This window comes from Shewanella sp. 0m-8 (assembly GCF_052977265.1).
The window spans coordinates 47,149-68,282 of record NZ_JBRIMB010000023.1; the positions used below are offsets into that span (position 1 = coordinate 47,149).

The window sequence follows — 21,134 nt, forward strand, 5'->3', positions numbered from 1 at the left end:
CACGTGAGCGCCATCAAACCAGCAAGTAGAACAAGAGTATCCAAGAAGTACGTTTTGTTTTACATTAATACTTATTAAGATATAGATTAGGTTCAAACCAAATGATCACCACTGAAGATCTCAGGTTCATTACAGCAATTGCTAGTCACAGAACGCTAGCAGATGCCGCGCGAGCCTTAAATATCACCCCACCTTCGGTGACCCTACGACTGCAACATATTGAAAAAAAACTGTCGATTAAACTTATTCAGCGGCCGTCTCGAATCGTGAGCCTTACCGAAGAAGGGCAACTCCTACTGGATAAAGGCCTGAAAATTCTACGCGGACTCGATGAGTTACAAGAGCAGCTCGATGAACTAAAGGAACATGTGTGCGGCAAGCTCAAGGTGTTAGCCCCACTAGGGTTTGGTAATGACTATATCGCCCCATTGCTTGGGGAGTATAAAGTTAAACACCCTCAATTAGATATCGAGCTTGAGTTGTCCGATAACCCGAATTGGTCGAGTCACCATAAATGGGACGTCATCATCTATATAGGTGCGCTCAATGATTCTTCATTAAAAATGATTACACTAGCAACTAATCAGAGGTTTATCTGCGCCGCTCCAACATACCTCCAACAAATGGGCACACCGAAGGTCCCTCAAGAACTACTCAATCATAGGAGCATCGCTCTAAGGGAGAATAACGAAGATGTCACCTTGTGGCCCTTCACCAAACTTGCCGACGGCAAACATGATAATGCCAAAGTTGAAATGATTAGGATCACCCCAACACTTGCAAGCAACGAGGGGCGTGTCATTAAAGATTGGGCTATTGCAGGACTTGGCATCATTATGCGTTCTGAATGGGATGTGCAGCCGCAGATAAACAGCGGTGAACTGGTGCGCATATTGCCGGAATATTCATTACCCAACGCGAATATTGTTGCACTATTAAGTAGCCCAGAAAAGGAGCGTTCTGCACGCATATCAGGATTTATTCAACTATTAAAACAGAGGCTTAACCCGCCCCCCTGGAAGTAATCATCCCCGATGCTGGACTGAGTTCAAAGTTTGAATAACGTTTGTATAGAGTAGTGAAAGGCTGATTGACGATTAAAGTGAGCTTACGCTCGCACTGATTGAGTCATTGTCAGTGCAGATTGTGAGCATTAGTTGCATAGCAGAAAACAAAAAAGGAAGTCTAGATACTATCTAGGCTTCCTTTTTCAATCTTTGAATAATGTGTCAGTATTGTTTACTTGTACTTACGCATTACCAAGGTTGCGTTTGTACCACCAAAACCAAAGCTATTGCTCATCACGGTATTGAGCTCTTTCTTAGTCATTTCGGTCACAATTGGCATGCCTGCAGCTTTTTCATCAACATTATCGATGTTGATGCTTGGCGCGATGAAACTGCTTTCCATCATGATCAAGCTGTAAATCGCTTCGTGCGCACCTGCAGCGCCTAGTGCATGACCAGTCAGAGACTTAGTCGATGCGATGGCTGGCAAGTTATCACCAAAGGTTTCACGTAGTGCTTCAAGCTCACGCATATCACCCACTGGTGTTGATGTGCCATGAGTGTTGATGTAATCGATTGGCGTATCTACATCGGCAAGCGCCATCTGCATACAACGAACCGCACCTTCACCTGATGGCGCAACCATGTCATAGCCGTCTGATGACGCGCCATAACCGATGATTTCAGCGTAGATTTTAGCGCCACGAGCCAATGCGTGCTCTAGCTCTTCAACAACGACGATACCGCCGCCACCAGAGATAACAAAACCATCACGGTCTGCATCATAGGTACGAGATGCTTTCGTTGGCTCATCGTTATATTTAGTTGATAGTGCGCCCATAGCATCAAAACCCATGGTTAGCGTCCAATCGACTTCTTCAGCACCACCAGCAAACACCATATCTTGCTTACCCATTTGGATAAGTTCAGCCGCGTGGCCGATACAGTGTGCACTCGTTGCACAAGCAGAACTGATTGAGTAGTTCATGCCTTTAATCTTAAATGGCGTTGCCAAACATGCGCTGGCAGTGCTCGACATGATACGCGGCACAATATACGGGCCAACGCGCTTAACGCCTTTTTCACGTAACGTGTCTGCTGCTTGAACCTGGTTTGCTGAAGATGCGCCGCCCGTGCCTACGATAATACCGACACGTGGGTCTGAATACTGCTCTTCAACTAAACCAGCATCTTTAATCGCTTCTTGCATTGCGATGTGTGCATAGGCTGCTGCATTACCCATAAAGCGAAGTGCTTTACGGTCAATATGTTCTGATGGGTCAATCTTAATGTCGCCCCAAACATGACTACGCAGCTTCATTTCTTCAAACTGATCTGAGTGGGTAATACCACTACGACCCGCTTTTAATGATTCAGTGACTTCTTGCTTGTTGTTACCGATACTTGAGACAACGCCAAGTCCGGTGATCACGACTCTTTTCATTATTAACTTTCCATTTTGTACATCTAGTACCAATTTTGCTGCACCAATGGTATCGCTTTTCATCCATTTAAGTGGTCAGCTTTCCATAAAGAACACAAAAATAATGCTCATTATGAGACCTTACGTATAATCTTTGCCAAAATATGCCCATAAGAATGTACAATTTCAGCAAGTAAAACCGATTATAAAGCATATTTATGAGTGCTTAATTTAACATTAAAGACGTAACCATGACAGTAAGTAAAATTCTTCAGCAAATTATTGATAGTAAAAATACTCAGCAAATAGTGATTGCGCAGTTAGGTTTAGGCTCTCTAGTAAACCTTAAGCAGCTCATCATTGAGCAGTCTCAACTTATAACCAAGCGCAGAGTCACGCTGAAAATTTTTAGTCATATTGACTCAAACTTACACGCTTTTATCTCTAAACTCGGATTAGCAGAACAGCTTAGCTCAAACCCAACCCTGCGCGTAAGTTTAGTGGCTATAGAAGGCTGCCAGCGAATGATTGTCAATGATGGCAAGCTGTATATTGATTTTCACTTTGGAAGTTACACTCAACAATTACAACAGTTGCCGAGTGCCAGTACGGGGGTGATTGATGGCTGGTACATGGCAGGCAATGTAGCGCTAGAGCAATTGGATGTGGCACTTTTCTGGCAGATGGCAAAATTAACCCATAATGACAGCCTATTTTGCCTCGATAACTCATTTGCGCCAGCAGCTCAGCAGCAGATCCAAACCCTTGCAGAGCAAGTCGGTTTATATAGCGAGTTGCCACTAAGCTATGATGACATTACTTTTCAAGAACGCGCTGCGATGCGCTCACAGAGCCGACAATTACAAGCCCCCTATCCAGTCTGTTCAGCCGCTTTAATGACTCAAGAAAACGATAATGGTATCGCCATTATTGGCGGCGGCGTAGCCAGTGCAAGCTTGGCATTATCGCTTGCTGAGCGAGGCCAGCAAATTTCTCTGTTTTGTGAGGACTCGGCACTCGCTCAAGCCGCCTCTGGTAACAAGCAAGGTGCGCTATATCCCTTACTGACGCCAGATAACAACACCTTAAGCCAATATTTTCAGCAAGCTTACCTGTTTAGCTTACAGAGGCTGAAAACACTCGCCGCCCAAGAACACAAAATCGATTTTGACCTGTGCGGCGTGGTGCATACCGGTCATGATGAGCGAAGCCGTAAGCGTGTGGCTAAAATTATTGACAGTCATAATTGGGACGAGCAGATAGCAAAGAGCATTACCGCTGAGCAAGCATCTGCAATCGCAGGCGTAAAGATTGATGATGGCGGGATCTTCTACCCACAAGGTGGCTGGGTGTCGCCGCAAGATTTTACTCAAGCCGCCTTTAACCAAGCGCAAAAGATTGCCAATGCGTCACTGCAGCTTAACACCCAGATCACCGACATTCATTTTAAAGACGAGGCTTGGTACCTTAGAAGCGACAAACACCTCTTTGGCCCATTTAGCGCGCTAGTCATTGCAAATGGCAAATCGCTGACACGGTTTCCTCAAACCCAACATTTACAAGCAACTGGCTTTAGGGGACAGGTGAGCCACGCGCCCTCTCGCACTAAGCTGTCAAAGCTCAGCGCAGTACTTTGCGCCCACGGCTATATGACACCAAGTAACAATTCTTTGCATTGCTTAGGCGCCAGTTACGTTAAAAATGCGCAGCATTTAAGTTATTGTCCGACTGAACAGGTTGAAAACTTACAAAAAATCCAGCATAGCTATATCGGCCAAGATTGGGTTGATGATATAGATATATCAGCCCATAGCGCCCGTGTTGGTGTCCGTATGGTGACTCGAGATCATGCCCCTATGATGGGACCTGTTCCAGATTTAGATGCTATCTTAGCGCTATATCAACAGCATCAACTTTCGCCAGAAAGCCGCAAGTTTTGGCAAAATCATCCAGCGCCAATTCATAAAAACCTATATGTTCTCGGTGGCCTAGGCTCACGCGGGTTAAGTTCAGGCCCCTTAGCTGCCGAGGCACTAGCGGCACAAATTTGTAATGAGCCGATGCCGCTTAGTTTGGATTTTGTGTCACTGTTAAATCCAAATCGCATGTGGATGAGAAAACTACTTAAGGGTAAAGCATTAGACATCGGCGGTGATAGTTAACACTAAGCCACTAAGATCAGTAGTTTAACCCATAGTCCATAGTGATTTCACAATGCTTGATTTCGTCAGATGTGATCATCAAAGTATCAACCTAAAGCTGGTAACTAAAGCAGATAACTAGAGCTGGTAACTAAAAGCTGACGGCATAAATGCCGGCCTACAAATAAAGCATCTAAGCGGCTACCTAAAGGTAATGGCTTAGATGCTTCCACTATGCCGAAAAGTCGGATTATTCAGCACCCGCTTCTAATAAGGCATTCTTAAAATCATTCACCCAACGGCGGTAAACGGTTTTGACATCCCCCCAGTTAAACACTTTCGTATTTTGACTCCACTGATTAAACCCGTCGCCTCTATCAGCAGCCTTAGCAAGCACCTCACCGGTTTCACCATCTTTAATCACTGCCAATAACATCATAGAGCCTGAGTTTTCAGTATAGGTTCTTCCCATTGAATTAAAGCTTCGGCGACTTGACTCTATGGGTGCACTCAAACGAATATCGGTTACAGCGGCTTGGATCACTAAGGTGTTTGGACCTTTAATATTTACCAGCTCAAATGGTTGCTCATTATTAAAGACTTCTTTAACCGTGATCTGAAATTGCTCTGACATTTTATCGAGCGCCTCTAGCGGCAGCTCATAGGTCGCATTTAAGCCCTCGGCTCTTTTATCAATTCTTGGTGGCTTGTAATCAGCAGGATGATCATTGGTGACTTGAACGGGTTCAAAATAAAGTTTGGTATATTTACCCCAATTAACATCTGGTCGAACATAAGAGAGAGCCAACCTTGAATGATCGACTCTTACAAGTCCCTCTTTAGTCCTTTCTGCATCAGGGCCCTGTTGAAGCGTTGCGGGCTCTTAGCTACAGGCTACTCCCCCGAGCAAACACACAAAAAGAGTCGCGTTTAAAATTAGGTTTCGCTTGGTTAGTATTTTCTTTGTAGCCATTTTACATTCATCCCTTAATGTTATCCCCATTTGATTAAGCAGCTATTGTGCCTATCAGTATAAAAGCGATTTGCTCGCTCATAGAACATGGTTAAAAACCTTAAAGGAGTCAATAAATCAAGCAAGACATTTACCTATTTCGTCCCAATGAAAAAGGCATTGCATGTAATACCAATCAGTATAAAGATTTGGTCGCTCAGCGAGAGTATAGCGACACTGAGACAAGGTCATTAAATGCTCCTCGATAACTGCTCCTGCGTTACTCTACCGCCTATATCCATATAGTCGTGCATTAATGACATTCACCACATCTGACCTCCAGGGATGGAGGAAATGTCTTATGTATGTCGGGAACATACAAGACCATGTGGTTTGCAACGAGTGAAGCGCATAGTCATTCTACGTTTAAGCTCCCTCTTGTTCCATAAGAGTCACAGTATCAGAGCCGCTAAAACTCACCATTCTGGTGCGTTTTTGGCTGCCTACTTCTGCGTTGAACAACTTCACAAGGGAGCAACCATTCTTTCAGTTATTCGCCTTGAATTAGCTTGCCAAAAAACGTTCTGAGTAGATCAACGTCTTATACTAATTGGTATAAGTTGCCAGAGGCTAAAAACAATAAAGCCACTATAAAAGTGGCTTCAAAGTATAAAAGAGCAACAAAAGTTAACGTTTTACCCTAACTCGATTGTTAGTATCGCGGCTACTTCTGATCAGCTCATCACTGGCAATTGATGAAGACTTTGACAAGCGGTCATAAAGCAGAACGTTTACTGATGCCGCTAAATTCATGCAACCTACCGTCGGTACGTAAACCACAGCATCAGCGTTGTTGATGACTTGCTGACTAATGGTGCCATCTTCAGGGCCAAAAATGTAAATCGCTTTCTCTGGATGCTCAAACTCAGGTAATGGAATAGCACCTTCGACCAGATCGACACACACCACTTTTAAATCGGGTTCAATTGCATCCAGTAAGGATTCAACTTTGCTCAGTGGAATTGAGCTGCTTGCACGCTTAGTGTCGGTATTGTATTGAGCACTACCATTACTGGCTGCTAGCTCATAGCGCTTACCAGTATAAAAAACCGCATCGGCACTGTAACACCCAACCGCGCGCATAATGCCACCGACATTGGTCGGGCTTTTGGGGTTCACAAGGCCAATTGCAACGAAACTAATCTTACTCATAAAAGCGTAAACTCTATCACTCTAAATATTCACCGTGTAAAACCCAAGGCTAAAGGGTTATGCTGCCAACTTTGCACTCAGCTGAGTCCAAGCATCGCTCACTAATGCATAATCATTGTCATCTAGCTCTTCTCTTGCCAGAGTCAGACAGTCAGACATTTTCACTTCAAGTGCGTCCATTCCCTGCTCACTCTCAGCTTCTAGCTGAGACAACACAACAGCAAAGTGACCTTGTAAATAGCCACTTGCAAATAACGCATCATCATCACCTTCGGCAACAATGCTTTCAATCCAGTCTTGTAATGTTTGCTCGTACTTCTCGATCATCGAGGGCTCCACATTTTTTATTGTAGACTAGCTGTCGACGCTTTCGGCATCTAGTCAAAACGTTCATTTAAAATTTACAGCAGTTGCTGCACATCAGTTGCCAAATATCATTTAATCGATGCGATAACGGCCAAACTGATGGGTATTGTTTATTCAGCTAAATCAGGGTTTGCGACCTGATACATCACGTAATCGTGATAACCAGTAATCACTTTATAATACCCCGTAAGCGCTTTATCTAATTCAGGGTCGCCACTATCCACAATTAATGGCCTGCCTTCAAGTGCTTTTAGCTTAGTTTTTGTCGCTAGGATAATAATATTGTCTTTTCCTACACGCCGGATAAGCTCTGGGCTGAGTTGCTGATTCCCCCGCCCCAAGATATGCCCTTGGCCACCAATGAGTGTAATAAAGAGTTTAATCGCTTTATTTTCAGTGAGCAGTAGAAGCTCTGAGGCAGACTGATCGCTAGCAACTACGTCCTGCTGTTGAATAACATCGACCCCTAGCAGAGTGTTATCAAGCCCTAACTCGCTCATTACTGCGGCAACTGTGCTACCCGAGCCCATGATGCAAAGATTATCTTCCATCTGCTCAATCGCTTCGGCTGCAATGTCGGCAAGCACCAGCTCATCGGTCTCTTTGCCGCCCATTTTAACCGCTTGCACATACCTAGGTTCTGCCGGCACTAGCATTTCGCCATATCGGCGCGCACGCACCACGCCCGTTCTAAACGCGGCTTCATCGATATCCATAACATCGGCGCTCATCAAGCTGACTAAGTCTCCCTCTAGTAACATTTTCACGACAATGCCTGACGCATGTGGAGTTATGCCGTATACGCCTGAATGGATTTTAACACCTGCGGGTACACCTAGAACGGGAATGTTGTCGTCGGCAATGGCGTACACATCTCGCGCCGTACCATCACCACCGGCAAAGAGCAGTAAGTCTAAGTTTTCAGCTAACAACTCACTGACTACTCTTTGTGTATCTTGAGCCTGTGTCTCGCTCGGCGCTTGGTAAACCACCCGTGTAGTAAAACCCATCTCTTTTGCAAGCTTCTCTCCCATATCGCCTGAAGCGGTTATGACCTCAATACGTGCTTTATAGGGTTCGATAACAGCTAGGGCTTGCTGCATTCTCAGGTGAGCCTTAGGTACCGCGCCTTTAGCTATCGCCTCTGAAGCCACACCATCACTCCCTTTTAGGGCTACACTGCCGCCAAGGCCTGCAAGTGGATTAATAATTAACCCGAGACGAAACTTCCTCACTATTGATACTCCATTTTTAATGCTGACTCTAAACGGCCAATACGAACAGCTTGTGTTGGCTGTAAACACGACGGTAATTTTTACTGTAAACCTAGGCAGAAACCGGTCAAAACTAGCTTACTAGGCTATTTTCCCCTGCGTTTTAGGAATGAACAACACCGCCAACATAGACAAAAATGCACAGCCCGCCGCAAAGACCCAAGCCGACACGGCCCCAGAGCCATCTCCCCAGATAATGCCACATAGCCAAGTACCTAATGCACCGCCCACGCCAAAACTTAAGCTGGCATATAGCGCTTGGCCTTGGCTTCGACGGCTAATATCAAAATGTTTATGCACAAACTGAATAGATGCGGCATGAGTTAAGCCAAAGGTGAAAGCATGCAATAGCTGACTGATACTAAGATATAGGATATTTTCAACGCCGTACGCCAGCAACAGCCAACGCACTGCCGTCAGACCAATACTGACCACCAGCAGCGTTTTAACCCCAAAGCGGCCTAATAACCTTGGGGCGTACATGAACATGACGATCTCAGCCATCACCCCAAGGGCGACGAAGATCCCTGCAGCAGATTCTGAATATCCCGCCTGTTTCAGATAAAGCACAAAAAAGCCATAAAATGGCCCTGCACTCATCTGTAGCAACATGGCTGAAACTAAGAACCAGATTAAGGCTTTATCAAACACCAGAGGCCTACGGATTTGATTTTTTTCTACAACGGCTCGATTAGACGGTAATGGCAGAGCACTAATTAGCATGCCGATAAATAATGTCATACCAATATAGGGTAAAATCTGTGGTCCCCAGTGTCCAATAGCAAAACCACCACTGACCACCAGCACGATATAGCCAACACTGCCCCAACTTCTAATCGCACCGTATCGATTCGCGTCATCACCTAACGTTTCAAGAGTGATAACCTCAAGCTGCGCTAATATCGCGTTCCAAAAAAAAGTATACACGGCTAAGCTAATGGCTAAATAAGCTAAACCGCCATCATAGAAAAAGGTGAGATAACTTAATGCTGCAGCGCCGGCACCGATTTTAATTAGCTCGGAGCGCATCCCGGTTTTATCGGCAACAATGGCCCATAAGTTCGGCGCGATGATCCGCGTGCCCATTAAAATTGCGAGTAAGAAGCCTATTTCTTGAGCGTCAAAACCTCGACTATCAAAAAAAACGCCAAGATAAGGCACCATGATGCCAAGAATAGAAAAGAAAAAGAAATAACATGCACAGAGCCAGCGTAATTGCTGCTCTGTGCTCTTAGGTTGAAACATTAACGCATTCCGATAATAGGTGTACTGCTATTCACATCCATATTTTGCGCGCGGTGACGTAAGAGGTGATCCATCAATACGATTGCTAACATGGCTTCTGCAATCGGTACCGCTCGAATACCGACACAAGGGTCGTGACGACCTTTAGTCACTACTTCAGCAGTTTCACCTTGAGCTGTCATACTTTCACCAGGCACGCTGATACTTGAAGTGGGTTTCATCGCAATATGGGCAACGATTGGCTGGCCTGATGAAATGCCGCCTAAAATACCGCCAGCATGGTTTGATGCAAAGCCTTCAGGTGACATTAAGTCTCGGTGCTCTGAGCCTTTTTGATTAACCACTTCAAAGCCATCGCCAATTTCAACGCCTTTTACCGCGTTGATCCCCATTAGGGCATGAGCGATATCGGCATCAAGTCGGTCAAAAACTGGCTCGCCAAGTCCTACAGGTACGCCCATGGCAACCACTGACACTTTAGCGCCAATCGAATCACCACTCTTTTTAAGATCGCGCATATACTCATCTAATGAATCTAACTTTGATGCATCAGGGAAGAAAAAAGCATTTTGCTCTATCTGTGCAAAATCGACAGTCTCAGCGGAGATTGGACCTAGCTGTGACAGATATGCATGAATTTCAACGCCGTGAACTTGCTTCAAATACTTTTTAGCTACGGCACCTGCTGCAACGCGCATTGCGGTTTCACGGGCAGATGAACGCCCACCACCACGATAATCGCGTTGACCATACTTTTGTTGATAGGTGTAATCTGCATGTCCTGGACGGAACAAATCTTTAATATTTGAGTAATCTTTGCTGCGCTGGTCGGTGTTTTCAATCAACAAGCCAATTGAGGTGCCTGTTGTTTGCCCCTCAAATACGCCTGAAAGAATGCGTACTTCATCAGGCTCGCGACGAGCGGTGGTATAGCGTGATGTGCCTGGGCGGCGTCTATCTAAGTCGTGCTGCATATCAGCTTCTGTCAGCTCAACCCCTGGAGGGCAGCCGTCGATAATGCAACCAATAGCGACACCGTGGCTTTCACCGAATGTTGTTACTACGAAGTTTTGACCAATACTGTTTCCCGACATTCGCTTTATCGCCCTCTATCTCGTTATTCTAATTATCATTTACCCGCGCTGTGTCGGTAAATTTCCTATTCAATACCAATCTAGGTGTAGGAGTACAAATTGGTATTAAAGCCGCAGGCAAGCCTGCGGCTAGAGTCTATTATTCACTATCTTTGTAGATAACGAAAAGTGATTCATTTTCAACTAGCTGGTCGCGCGTTAAGATAAACACACCGTCGCCACCATTTTCGAAGTTAACCCAAGTGAACGGCACATCTGGGAACTGCTCGTTCAAATGCACCATTGAGTTACCCACTTCAACCACTAGCAGGCCATCTTCGGTGAGATAGTCAGCAGCATTGGCAAGAATACGCTTAGTCAGATCTAAGCCATCACGACCTGATGCCAAACCAATTTCTGGTTCATGATGATATTCATCAGGCATATCACCGATATCTTCAGCATCAACATAAGGCGGGTTCGACACAATTAAATCGTAGTGAGGGCCTTTTGGAATAGCAGAGAATAGATCTGATTCCATTGGGAACACTCTGTCCATCACCTCAAGCGTCTCAATATTGATTTGCGCAACTTCTAGCGCATCAACACTGATGTCTAATGCGTCAACTTCAGCATCTTCAAACTCATAAGCGCAAGCAATAGCAATACAACCACTGCCGGTACAAAGGTCAAGTACACGGTTAACTGGCTTGTTGTATAACCAAGGACTAAAGCGATTTGCGATTAGCTCTGCAATCGGCGAGCGAGGAACAAGTACACGCTCATCCACATAAAACTCTAACCCAGCAAACTTTGCTTTATTAGTTAAGTATGGAACGGGCAGACGCTCTCTTACGCGGCGAATGATAAGCTCAACGATTTTATGCTTTTCACTGCTGGTTAAGTTTGAGTGAAATACTTGCTGACCAATTTCTTCCGGCAAATGCAGCGCATGGAATACTAACGCGATGGCTTCATCCCACGCGTTGTCAGTACCATGCCCATAGTAAATGTTTGCATCATTAAAACGACTGACACCCCAACGTAGCATATCGCCAATAGTGCGTAATTCTGTTACCGCTTCATCAACAAAAATCTTATCCAAAATTCACTCCAACTTTTTAATTCCGATTCATTGTAACTGAACTCTATTCATATGGCATCGGATTCAATAAAATAGAGAGATGAATAAAAGCAAAGATAATGATGATTTGGCTCTTTTTGCTGAGCTTACAAAAGGCATGAAACCTTTTCAGCAAAATAAGCGCCATTTCACTACGGCTCCTAAAGACCGAAAAATAATTGAAGAGAAAGAACAGCAGCTACATGCAGATAGCTATTTCTCTGACACCTATCAGCCCCTTTTGCCGGTAAACGGCCCGATGAAGTGGGCCAGAGATGATGTGGACAGCTATGAGGTCAAACGCCTACGCCGTGGTGACTACATGCCCGATCTACTATTAGATCTGCACGGTATGCGCCAAACCGAGGCCAAACTAGAGCTTGCCGCATTAATCCAGGCCTGCATCAAACAGCAGAGCCATTGCTGCTGCATTATGCATGGCCATGGCACCGGTATTTTGAAACAAAATATCCCAATGTGGCTTGCACAACATCCCCATGTAAAAGCCTTTCATCAAGCGACCAAAGAATGGGGCGGCGATGCGGCCTTGTTGATTCTTATCGACATTGGTGACCAACCCTATCGCCGCTAATACATAAGTGGATAAAAATCAGCCAATAAAAAAGTGAGTCTTCTATATATTAGAATGACTCACTTTTTTATAGTGCTAACCCCGTTCAGTTCGCGTTAGCTAATTGAGTGCGGCGCGTGCTGCCAAACCAAGGTATTTCGGTTATTTTGTCTTTCAATCAAGGTAACTCCCGAAGTGGCAAACAACGGCGGCTCGATACCTGGAACCAATTCACTCACCAAATAACCTAATAGCGGCATGTGAGCTAACACTAACACATTTTCTGCCTTATATTGCTCAGCGTAGGCAAGTACGAGATGAGCGACTTGCTCAGGATCTCCCGAAGGCACTAATTCATCTAAGGTTATCCATTTAGAAGGCTCTGGAAAGTGTTTACTGACCTCTTGCCAGCTTTGCTGCGCCCTTAAATAAGGGCTCACTAGCACTAAATCAAATTGCTTGATAGTGAGTCCTAACCAATTACTCATCAGTTGGGTGTGGTGACGTCCGTTATCAGTGAGTGTGCGTTCTCTATCAGAATGAGCGCTATAACCCGCTTCTCCGTGACGCATTAAAAATAGCTGCATGCTGCTGGCTACTCCCGATTCTTTATTGTTATGCTTTAATTGTAGTCCGAATCCATGCGCCAACATACCGTTATTTAGTTATTAATTAGTCGAATAGATATCTAGCAACTAAAATGTTTTTTAAAAGGCTAAGCGCTTTAGCTGAACGAGAGTGACAATTTTTAGCCAAAAATCAGTTTATTTTTAAGTTTACAGCCGTTGTGTTTGAAGATACGCCAAAATGATGGCAAGTTAACTCAATAAATTGAATTAACAATATTTTACTCAAACAGTTACTACTCAAAGCGTTACGTTTATTGGTTTTGCCTAAATGTTGGCACGGAAGCGGCTTAGTCACCCACTTGCCTCTTCCAGATACTGGAGTCATACCTTGCCCAAAGCTAAACAGATAACAACCAGCCCAAATGATCACAGACACTATCGCCATTTAACACTTAAAAATGGTTTATCTGTACTACTGGTTGAAGATCAAAAAGCCACTCAAGCAGCGGCATCGATGGCAGTGGCGGTTGGCCACTTTGACGATCCTATCGCACGTCCTGGTATGGCACACTTTCTTGAGCACATGCTGTTTTTAGGTACCGAGAAATATCCTGATTCTGGGGAGTATTCTGCATTTATCAATCAGCACGGCGGAACCAATAACGCCTGGACAGGTACAGAACACACTAACTTTTTTTACAGTATTCACGCTGACCAGTTTGAAAATTCACTCGATAGATTTAGCCAATTCTTTATCGCGCCACTGTTTAATATCGATTTAGTGGATCGAGAACGGCATGCCATTGAATCTGAATTTAGTATGAAGCTAAAAGATGATATTCGCAGAGTATACCAAGTACAAAAAGAGACGGTGAACCCAGCGCACCCTTTTTCAAAGTTTTCAGTAGGTAACCTCAAGACACTAGCAGGAGAAGAGAGTCTGTTAAGGCAGGAACTACTTGATTTTTATCAAGCCAAATACTGCGCCAGCGTGATGACCCTGTGTTTAGTTGCGCCAAAATCATTGGATGAACTTGAGTCACTCGCTATACAATACTTTAATGAGATTAGTGATCACGCTCCTGTCGAAAACTACCCAGATGTATCGATTTATCTACCAGAGCAACTGCAAGCTCAAATCAACATTTTGCCTCTTAAAGAACAAAAGCGTGTCGCAATTACTTTTGCCCTCCCCGCTCTAGAACCGTTTTACCAACACAAGCCGCTGACTTTTATCAGCCATTTATTAGGCTATGAAGGTAAAGGAAGCTTATTGTCCTATTTAAAAGAACGAGGACTTGCCAATAACCTGTCCGCCGGTGGCGGCGTTAACGGTTACAACTTTAAAGACTTCAATATCAGCATTCAGCTTACAGACCGCGGTCTTGCAGATTTACATACTGTTATTGAATCAACATTTGAATATATCGAGTTAATCCGTACTGAAGGTTTACAAGCATGGCGCTACGATGAAAGGGCTGCCTTACTAAGAGTTGCATTTCAATATCAGGAACAAGTTGACTCTCTCGATTTAGCCAGCCACTTGAGTATCAATATGCATCATTATGATGTTGAGGATATTATTTACGGTGATTACCGTATGGACGGCCTCAGAATAGCGGAAACTGAACAGCTTTTGGCACTTATGGTACCGTCTAACATGCGACTACAGTTAATTGCTGCAGAGCTAGATACCAATACAAATGCCGCTTGGTATCATTCCCCTTATCAGATAAAAGCAATTCCAAGCAAAGATATTAGCCGTTGGTCAAAGCCTGTTATCCGTGACGAGCTTTGTTTACCGCCTAAAAACCCTTTTATCAATAAAGAGTGTGTTGCTCGACCCGATAAGAGTCAATCGGCAGTACCCACAGTAGTTGCACAAAAAGCGGGTTATCGTATATGGCACCGTAAAGACGATGAATTCAATGTACCTAAGGGTCATTTGTATCTGTCACTTGACTCGGCTCAAGCTGCTGCATCTCCAAGGCATGCCGCATTGACCCGACTATACGTTGAAATGTTACTCGACTATTTAACAGAATATACCTATCAAGCAGAAGTGGCGGGTCTCAGTTATAATATCTATCCTCATCAAGGAGGGATCACCCTGCATCTAACTGGTTTCACAGGCAAACAAGAAGCCCTGCTTGAGCTGGTTATCGCAAAAGCCAGAGAACGTAACTTCACCCAAAGCCGTTTTGATCTAATTAAACGTCAAATTTTACGTGCTTGGTATAATCAGTCTCAAGCCAAGCCAATCTCACAGCTCTTTACCAGCCTAACGGTAACCCTACAAAAGCGCAGTTTTGAGCCTTCAAGAATGGCTGAGATCCTCGAAGAAATCACCCTCGATGATCTACATGATCATGTTAAAAGCTTCTACGAGAAAATTCATTTAGAGGGACTCGTTTATGGTGATTGGCTAAAGAGTGAAGCCAAAGTGTTAGGCGAGCGATTAGAAAGAATCTTGTCGCTAGTAACAACCCCGAGTAAAGAGTCATCTCGTGAGCTTATCGACCTGTCAAACAAAGGCAGTCTGTTACGTGAGATCCCTGTTTCTCATCCAGACAGTAGCATTATTGTGTACTACCAGTCCGATGTTGCGACGCCTGAAACCATGGCACTGTTTAGCCTGCTAAACCACACCATGTCGTCGACCTTCTTTCATGAGTTGCGAACCCAGCGTCAACTAGGCTATATGGTCGGTACAGGCTATCTCCCTTTGAATCGCTACCCCGGTATTATTTTCTATATTCAATCTCCCACCTCTGGACCTAAGCTATTGCTAGAAGCAATAGATGAGTTTATTGCCGACTTTGCTTATGCCGTTTTGCAAATAACCAATGAGCAGTGGGAATCAACTAAACTCGGTCTCATCAATCAAGTGCTAGTAAAAGACTCGAGCCTTAAAGTTCGTAGTCAACGTTATTGGTCGAGTATCGGCAATAAAGACTACAAATTTAATCAAAGAGAGTGTGTTTCAGAGCAAATAAAACAGCTCACTCGTGCTGATTTGATCAAGTTTATTATGCAGAAGATGCGTACAAAACACTGCGATCGCTTAGTCTTGTTTAGTACTGGTGACTCACATTTAGAGCAGCCACCTTTAGAATCAGACAAAATGATCACTGATCTGCGAGCATTTAAGCAAGGTGCACAGCAATTTGATTATTAGAACATTTACTTAATAAAAATATTTAATAAATATGCAATTATGTCCAAGCACACCTTTTAGCTTAAACACCATAAAATTCAACTTAACGCAGGCCTTTCATCTAAAAAGTGACACCTAAGTAAGGTATTACTCTACCAAGGCAACGATATAAAGTTTAACTTACATATGGATATGAGAGGTAAGAATGATTATCAGCTACATTTACCACCCAAGGTTTTGACAATGCAGTCACTTTCTGAAAAAGTGGGGATAACAAACAGTTGCCTGTCAAAACTGGCTAATAATCAAACAAAAAATATGCCTAAAACTCTATTAAAAATAGCGACTTTCCTCCTCTTTACCATTTTTATGGCGAATTCCGCTGTCGCGTTAACGCTTAACTCCATTTCTTTAGGTGTCCCGGACGGTTTATCCCAAAGCAATGTCACATCCATTGTTGAAGATGCTGATGGCTACATCTGGATTGGAACCGTTAATGGCCTTAACCGATATGACGGTAAAGAGTTCCGCCATTATTTCCCCTCGCCTGAGAACGAGTTACCTAGCGCATTTATTCGCAGCCTATTTATCAGTGAGCAAGGTGTGATGTATATAGGTACAGATAAAGGCCTCGCTGTTTATGACAAAAATAAAGGAGTTATTACTTCATCTAAAGAGTTTGGTTTAGAGATAAATGAGCCTATATGGTCTATTTATAAAAATGATAATAACATTTATTTAGGAACAGAAAGCTCTGTATATGTTGTAAATAGTACCACTCTAAATATCAAAAAAAGATTTATAGGTAATTACTCAGGTGTAAAGCAGATTATCCTGAAAAATGATGATATCTACATAAGAAATTATGACGGCAACATTTTTAATATCAATACACCAGAAAACATAATAGCAAAAGGTGTAAATGACATCATTAAAAAAGAAAGAATAATATACTTCATGACAAACAGTGGAGTTTACAGCTATACAAACAATATCATGAAAAAAATAAACGACAGTGTATTCTCTAGTTCTACTATTTATAACGAAAACATCCTCGCCTTATCAAAGAGCTCGATTTACCAATTAATAGCAATCGACAAACCTAAACTTATTGGAAAAATTAACATACCAGAACACAGCTCTGATTACTCTAGATTAATTCGAGGGAAAAACAAAACTTTCATATCAAATCAAAATGACGGACTTATTATTATTGATGATAATAATAACTTAGTTAAGAAAAAAGAAGTACCAGGAGGTAATGTTTGGTCTATATCTAATGACTCACAGTCAAACCTGATTATATCAAGTGATGATCCTTACATTAAAGTTTATGATGAAAACTTCAACTTGTTCAAAACTTACGATTCAGAAGTCCTTGGTCCTAAATCAGCAACTTCACTAGGAGATAAGCTATATATCGCAAGCAATAATGGCTTAATATCAATAAATAGAAGCAATAACAATATCGTGAAAATTGTCGACGGCACATTTTTCGTAGCTAAAACAGATAATATTGAAAAAAGTATCATTGTTGGTTCCAGTATAGGGGAACTACTCTTTTACCACCCTGAAAATGATAAAATAGAAAAACTTACTATTGACAAAGGTAATCCTATATTTGATATAAAAGAATATAGTGGAACATTAATAATAGCCACTCAAGGTGGTATTTACCAGTTAAAAAATAGAGTTGTAACAACACTATATGATAAGCAAATAGTTATAAGCATGGAAGTTATAAATGATGAGCTTTTTTTTGGAACAGCCACTAGCTTAAAGAAGTTAAACTTAAAATCAAACATTACAAGTACTGTTCATTCTAGCAAAAAGCCCATATTCTCAATATCACATACCAACAAGTTAATAGTTGCATCATCACTAAATGAAATCATCCTTTTCAATAATGAAACGAATTCCGTTTCAATTTTAAACAGGGAGCTTGGCGTACAAGATGAATACAATGTCCACGCAATATTTGCTAACAAAAACTATATTCTTATAGGTGGTATTTCAGGAGTAAGTTTAGTTTACAAAAAAAGTTTAGATGAGTATAATTTACTACAAACACCACCAAAAGCAAATTTAGAAGATCTTTTGATTTTTAACATTAGAGAGGCGACCAGTGGAAATGTATTGAACAAGCCACTATCAAAATCTAGTTATATAAAGTTAAAATACTCTGATTACCCGTTTACAATTACTTTCAACAGTCCAAGCAGTAATTTTAAAAACATTAATTATGCCTATAAAATGCAAGGACTTTCTGATACCTATATTCACTCAAAAGGTACGAATTCTGCTACCTACACCAATTTATCTCCTGGCGATTATCAGTTTTCAATCTATGCTATCGACCCTGTTACCGGAAAACATGGAGAGGTTCGTAAGTTAGATATTGAGATTACCCCCCCTTGGTGGCTCTCGACGACAGCCAAGTTTATCTATTTTCTATGCTGCTTATTCGTTTCAATATTAATTGTGAAAACAATATTACGTCGCCGAGAAATTCAAATCCAAATAGCTAAGAGCGAAGAACGGTTAAAGCTTTCTTTATGGGGTAGTGGCGATGAAATGTGGGACTGGGACATTGAAACTGGCCAGATTTATCGCTCAAATATTTGGGGATCATTGGAATTCCCTCAAGATGGTCAACGCTCTGGCAGTGAGGGAGAAGAGAGTAACATTCATCCAATGGATCAAGAGCGCGTTCGTGAAGCATTAAACAAACATTTTTACGGCGAGACAGATCATTTTGAAGCCGCCTATCGTGTTAAAGGTAAGAATAATGAATGGGTTTGGATTTTAGACAGAGCAAAAATCGTAGAGCGTGATGAAGATGATAATGCCCTACGAATGACGGGTACAATTAAAAATATCAGTAACTTTAAGCAGGCTGAAGAACAATTAAGGCTATTTGAGCGAGCAATTCAGAATATTTCCGAAGGTATGTTCATACTGGATCGAGACTTCAAATTTGTAGAAGTTAATGAAGCATGCTGTGATTTGGTGATGCAAAGTAAAAACGATTTTATTGGTAGTCTATTTAATTTCGATCTTTACCCAGACAGTTACTCGGAACAGATCCGCACCATTTTGAAACAGCAGGGGCGCTGGAATAACGAAGTCGAATCAACTCGTGGCAACGGTACTAGCTTTTTAATGGAGCTCTCTATCGATGCTATATATGATGAACAAGGTGAACTGTCTCACTATGTAGGGGTATTTTCTGATGTCAGTCGTCGAAAACAGCAAGAAGAGGAGCTGAGAAAGCTCACCAATAATGACCTGTTAACTAATCTCCCTAACCGTTCCAACTTAATGGTAACCCTAGGTAACTTAGTAAAAAGAGACTCTCACCATACGTTAATGGTACTCGATTTAGATAATTTTAAGAAAATTAATGATTCTTTAGGTCACCAGGTCGGTGATGAATTACTTATTCAAGTGTCAGAGCGAATTCAAGTCGCCGTCCCTAGCCATACTAGTATATATCGCCTTGGCGGAGATGAGTTTGCCATCCTAGTTGATAAAAACCCCGATATTGGTACCAGCGCAATCATAGCTAAAAATGTCATTCATGCTTTCGAAGCACCTTTTGATTTAAGTAAAGAAAGAGTCGTCGTGGGTTTAAGTATCGGCATTGTGCTGTACCCTGAAGATGATCAAAATGAACAAGCATTGTTAAGAAAAGCAGACATTGCCATGTATCATGCAAAATCTGCTGGTGGTAACCGATATCAGTTCTACTCAGAGTCGCTTAATAAGAATGCAATCAGACAGCTTGAAGTTGAGAACCTCATTAGAGAGGGGCTCAAAGATGATCTATTTGAAGTCTACTATCAACCAAAGGTCGACCTTAAAACTGGCCATATGGCGGGCATGGAAGCATTAGTTCGCTTAAACCACCCAGAACACGGCCTCATTCCACCTAATAAGTTTATTCCACTTGCTGAAGAGAATGGCCTAATTGTCGAAATTGGTGATCTTGTGTTGAAAAAGGCTTGCTTTGCAGCGCAAAAATGGCGTTCACAAGGTTTATTTAACGGTCGAGTCGCCGTCAATTTATCGTCAAAACAGTTCGCATTACCTGATTTACAACAGCGAATTGAGTCAATTTTACGTCTAACTCAATTACCAGCCGCTAATCTTGAACTGGAAATAACAGAAGGCACCGTTATTAAAGAGCCTGAAAAAGCCATTAAAGTTATGCAGCAATTATCTAAAATGGGGGTCAGTCTAGCCCTCGATGACTTTGGTACGGGTTACTCTTCCCTCTCTTATTTAAAACGATTCCCTATCCACACGCTAAAGATAGATAAGGCTTTTGTGGATGATATTGATAAATCTGACCGTGATTTAAAAATGGTTGATTCAATTATCACTATCGCCCATAACATGGGGCTTTCAGTCGTTGGCGAAGGAGTTGAAGATGCTTCTCAGCTCAGTATATTACGCGCGTTAAAGTGTGAAGAGATCCAGGGGTATATTTTCAGCAAAGCGGTTACAGAACCTGAATTTACTCAGCTACTGCTCAACGACACCACCGAGCACCCCATCTCACAACTTAACGCAAATAGAGGTTAACAAGGCAAGTCAAAGCGTACACGCAAAACAAACATTGGCACAACAACTGCAACAACCTTCTCATAAGTCAAAAAATATTACTTTATATTTAAAACTCTACGAGAAGGTACACAATGAAAACAATTATTAAAGGTTTAGTTACTTCAGTTGCAGTTACATGTGCCCTACCAGCCTTTGCTTCTATGAATACTCAGCAGTCTCAACTAAGTCATGATGATCTAATTGCTCATAAACAAGTATTAGAATTAACTGGCATCCCACACATGAAATATAAATCGATACAAACTGCTGGTATTCCACATATCAAGTATGAGCCACTACAAACTGCTGGTATCCCACATATTAAGTTTAAACCTGTACAAACTGCTGGTATCCCACATATTAAGTTTAAACCTGTACAAACTGCTGGTATCCCACATATTAAGTTTAAACCT

14 protein-coding genes and 1 pseudogene are annotated in these 21,134 nt (G+C 42.4%); 6 read left to right on the forward strand and 9 right to left on the reverse strand.

What is annotated here, in order from left to right:
- Positions 1-101 precede the first annotated feature (101 nt).
- Positions 102-1,025, forward strand: a complete 924-nt coding sequence (locus ACVBIO_RS12415) for a LysR substrate-binding domain-containing protein (protein WP_447162035.1) — start codon at positions 102-104, stop codon at positions 1,023-1,025.
- A 214-nt stretch (positions 1,026-1,239) separates the two neighbouring features.
- Here the strand turns inward: ACVBIO_RS12415 and fabB are convergent, their stop codons facing one another.
- Positions 1,240-2,451 (reverse strand): beta-ketoacyl-ACP synthase I, encoded by a 1,212-nt coding sequence (gene fabB / locus ACVBIO_RS12420; RefSeq protein ID WP_447162034.1) that lies wholly within the window; start codon positions 2,449-2,451, stop codon positions 1,240-1,242.
- 230 nt (positions 2,452-2,681) lie between these two features.
- Between fabB and mnmC the strand changes: the two genes are divergently transcribed.
- Positions 2,682-4,592: an FAD-dependent 5-carboxymethylaminomethyl-2-thiouridine(34) oxidoreductase MnmC gene (gene mnmC / locus ACVBIO_RS12425; protein WP_447172741.1), complete on the forward strand. Its 1,911-nt coding sequence runs from the start codon at positions 2,682-2,684 to the stop codon at positions 4,590-4,592.
- 229 nt (positions 4,593-4,821) lie between these two features.
- On the opposite strand, the gene ACVBIO_RS12430 is transcribed toward mnmC, so the two are convergent.
- From ACVBIO_RS12430 to prmB, 7 genes are all read right to left on the reverse strand, one after another.
- Positions 4,822-5,379 (reverse strand): DUF3313 family protein, encoded by a 558-nt coding sequence (locus ACVBIO_RS12430; RefSeq protein ID WP_447172742.1) that lies wholly within the window; start codon positions 5,377-5,379, stop codon positions 4,822-4,824.
- A gap of 831 nt (positions 5,380-6,210) precedes the next feature.
- Complete coding sequence (locus ACVBIO_RS12435; RefSeq protein ID WP_447172743.1) at positions 6,211-6,735, reverse strand: RNA methyltransferase; 525 nt, start codon at positions 6,733-6,735, stop codon at positions 6,211-6,213.
- A gap of 57 nt (positions 6,736-6,792) precedes the next feature.
- Positions 6,793-7,062, reverse strand: coding sequence for a YfcL family protein (locus tag ACVBIO_RS12440; RefSeq protein WP_447172744.1), 270 nt, complete (start codon positions 7,060-7,062; stop codon positions 6,793-6,795).
- Positions 7,063-7,211: 149 nt separating this feature from the next.
- Positions 7,212-8,336: an ATP-NAD kinase family protein gene (locus ACVBIO_RS12445; protein WP_447162029.1), complete on the reverse strand. Its 1,125-nt coding sequence runs from the start codon at positions 8,334-8,336 to the stop codon at positions 7,212-7,214.
- A 120-nt stretch (positions 8,337-8,456) separates the two neighbouring features.
- Entirely contained in the window at positions 8,457-9,620 is a 1,164-nt protein-coding gene (locus ACVBIO_RS12450) for an MFS transporter (RefSeq protein ID WP_447164123.1), read from the reverse strand.
- Positions 9,620-10,714 carry a chorismate synthase gene (aroC, locus tag ACVBIO_RS12455; RefSeq protein ID WP_447164122.1) on the reverse strand — a complete coding sequence of 365 codons (1,095 nt, stop codon included), beginning with the start codon at positions 10,712-10,714 and terminating at the stop codon, positions 9,620-9,622. Before aroC ends, ACVBIO_RS12450 begins: the two co-directional genes overlap by 1 nt.
- Positions 10,715-10,853: 139 nt before the next feature.
- Positions 10,854-11,798, reverse strand: coding sequence for a 50S ribosomal protein L3 N(5)-glutamine methyltransferase (prmB, locus tag ACVBIO_RS12460; protein ID WP_447162026.1), 945 nt, complete (start codon positions 11,796-11,798; stop codon positions 10,854-10,856).
- A gap of 79 nt (positions 11,799-11,877) precedes the next feature.
- Here prmB and smrB point away from each other — a divergent pair, with 79 nt between their 5' ends.
- Positions 11,878-12,408, forward strand: coding sequence for an endonuclease SmrB (gene smrB, locus ACVBIO_RS12465; RefSeq protein WP_447162025.1), 531 nt, complete (start codon positions 11,878-11,880; stop codon positions 12,406-12,408).
- A 95-nt stretch (positions 12,409-12,503) separates the two neighbouring features.
- Here smrB and sixA read toward each other — a convergent pair whose 3' ends face one another.
- A complete protein-coding gene (gene sixA / locus ACVBIO_RS12470; RefSeq protein ID WP_447162024.1) occupies positions 12,504-12,974 on the reverse strand; it encodes a phosphohistidine phosphatase SixA in 471 nt (156 codons plus the stop codon).
- A gap of 370 nt (positions 12,975-13,344) precedes the next feature.
- Here sixA and ACVBIO_RS12475 point away from each other — a divergent pair, with 370 nt between their 5' ends.
- The 3 genes and pseudogenes from ACVBIO_RS12475 to ACVBIO_RS12485 form a co-directional block, all read left to right on the forward strand.
- Positions 13,345-16,134 (forward strand): insulinase family protein, encoded by a 2,790-nt coding sequence (locus tag ACVBIO_RS12475; RefSeq protein ID WP_447172745.1) that lies wholly within the window; start codon positions 13,345-13,347, stop codon positions 16,132-16,134.
- A gap of 222 nt (positions 16,135-16,356) precedes the next feature.
- Complete coding sequence (locus tag ACVBIO_RS12480; RefSeq protein ID WP_447172746.1) at positions 16,357-20,700, forward strand: EAL domain-containing protein; 4,344 nt, start codon at positions 16,357-16,359, stop codon at positions 20,698-20,700.
- 113 nt (positions 20,701-20,813) lie between these two features.
- Positions 20,814-21,134: pseudogene (locus ACVBIO_RS12485) on the forward strand (hypothetical protein); the annotation flags it as partial.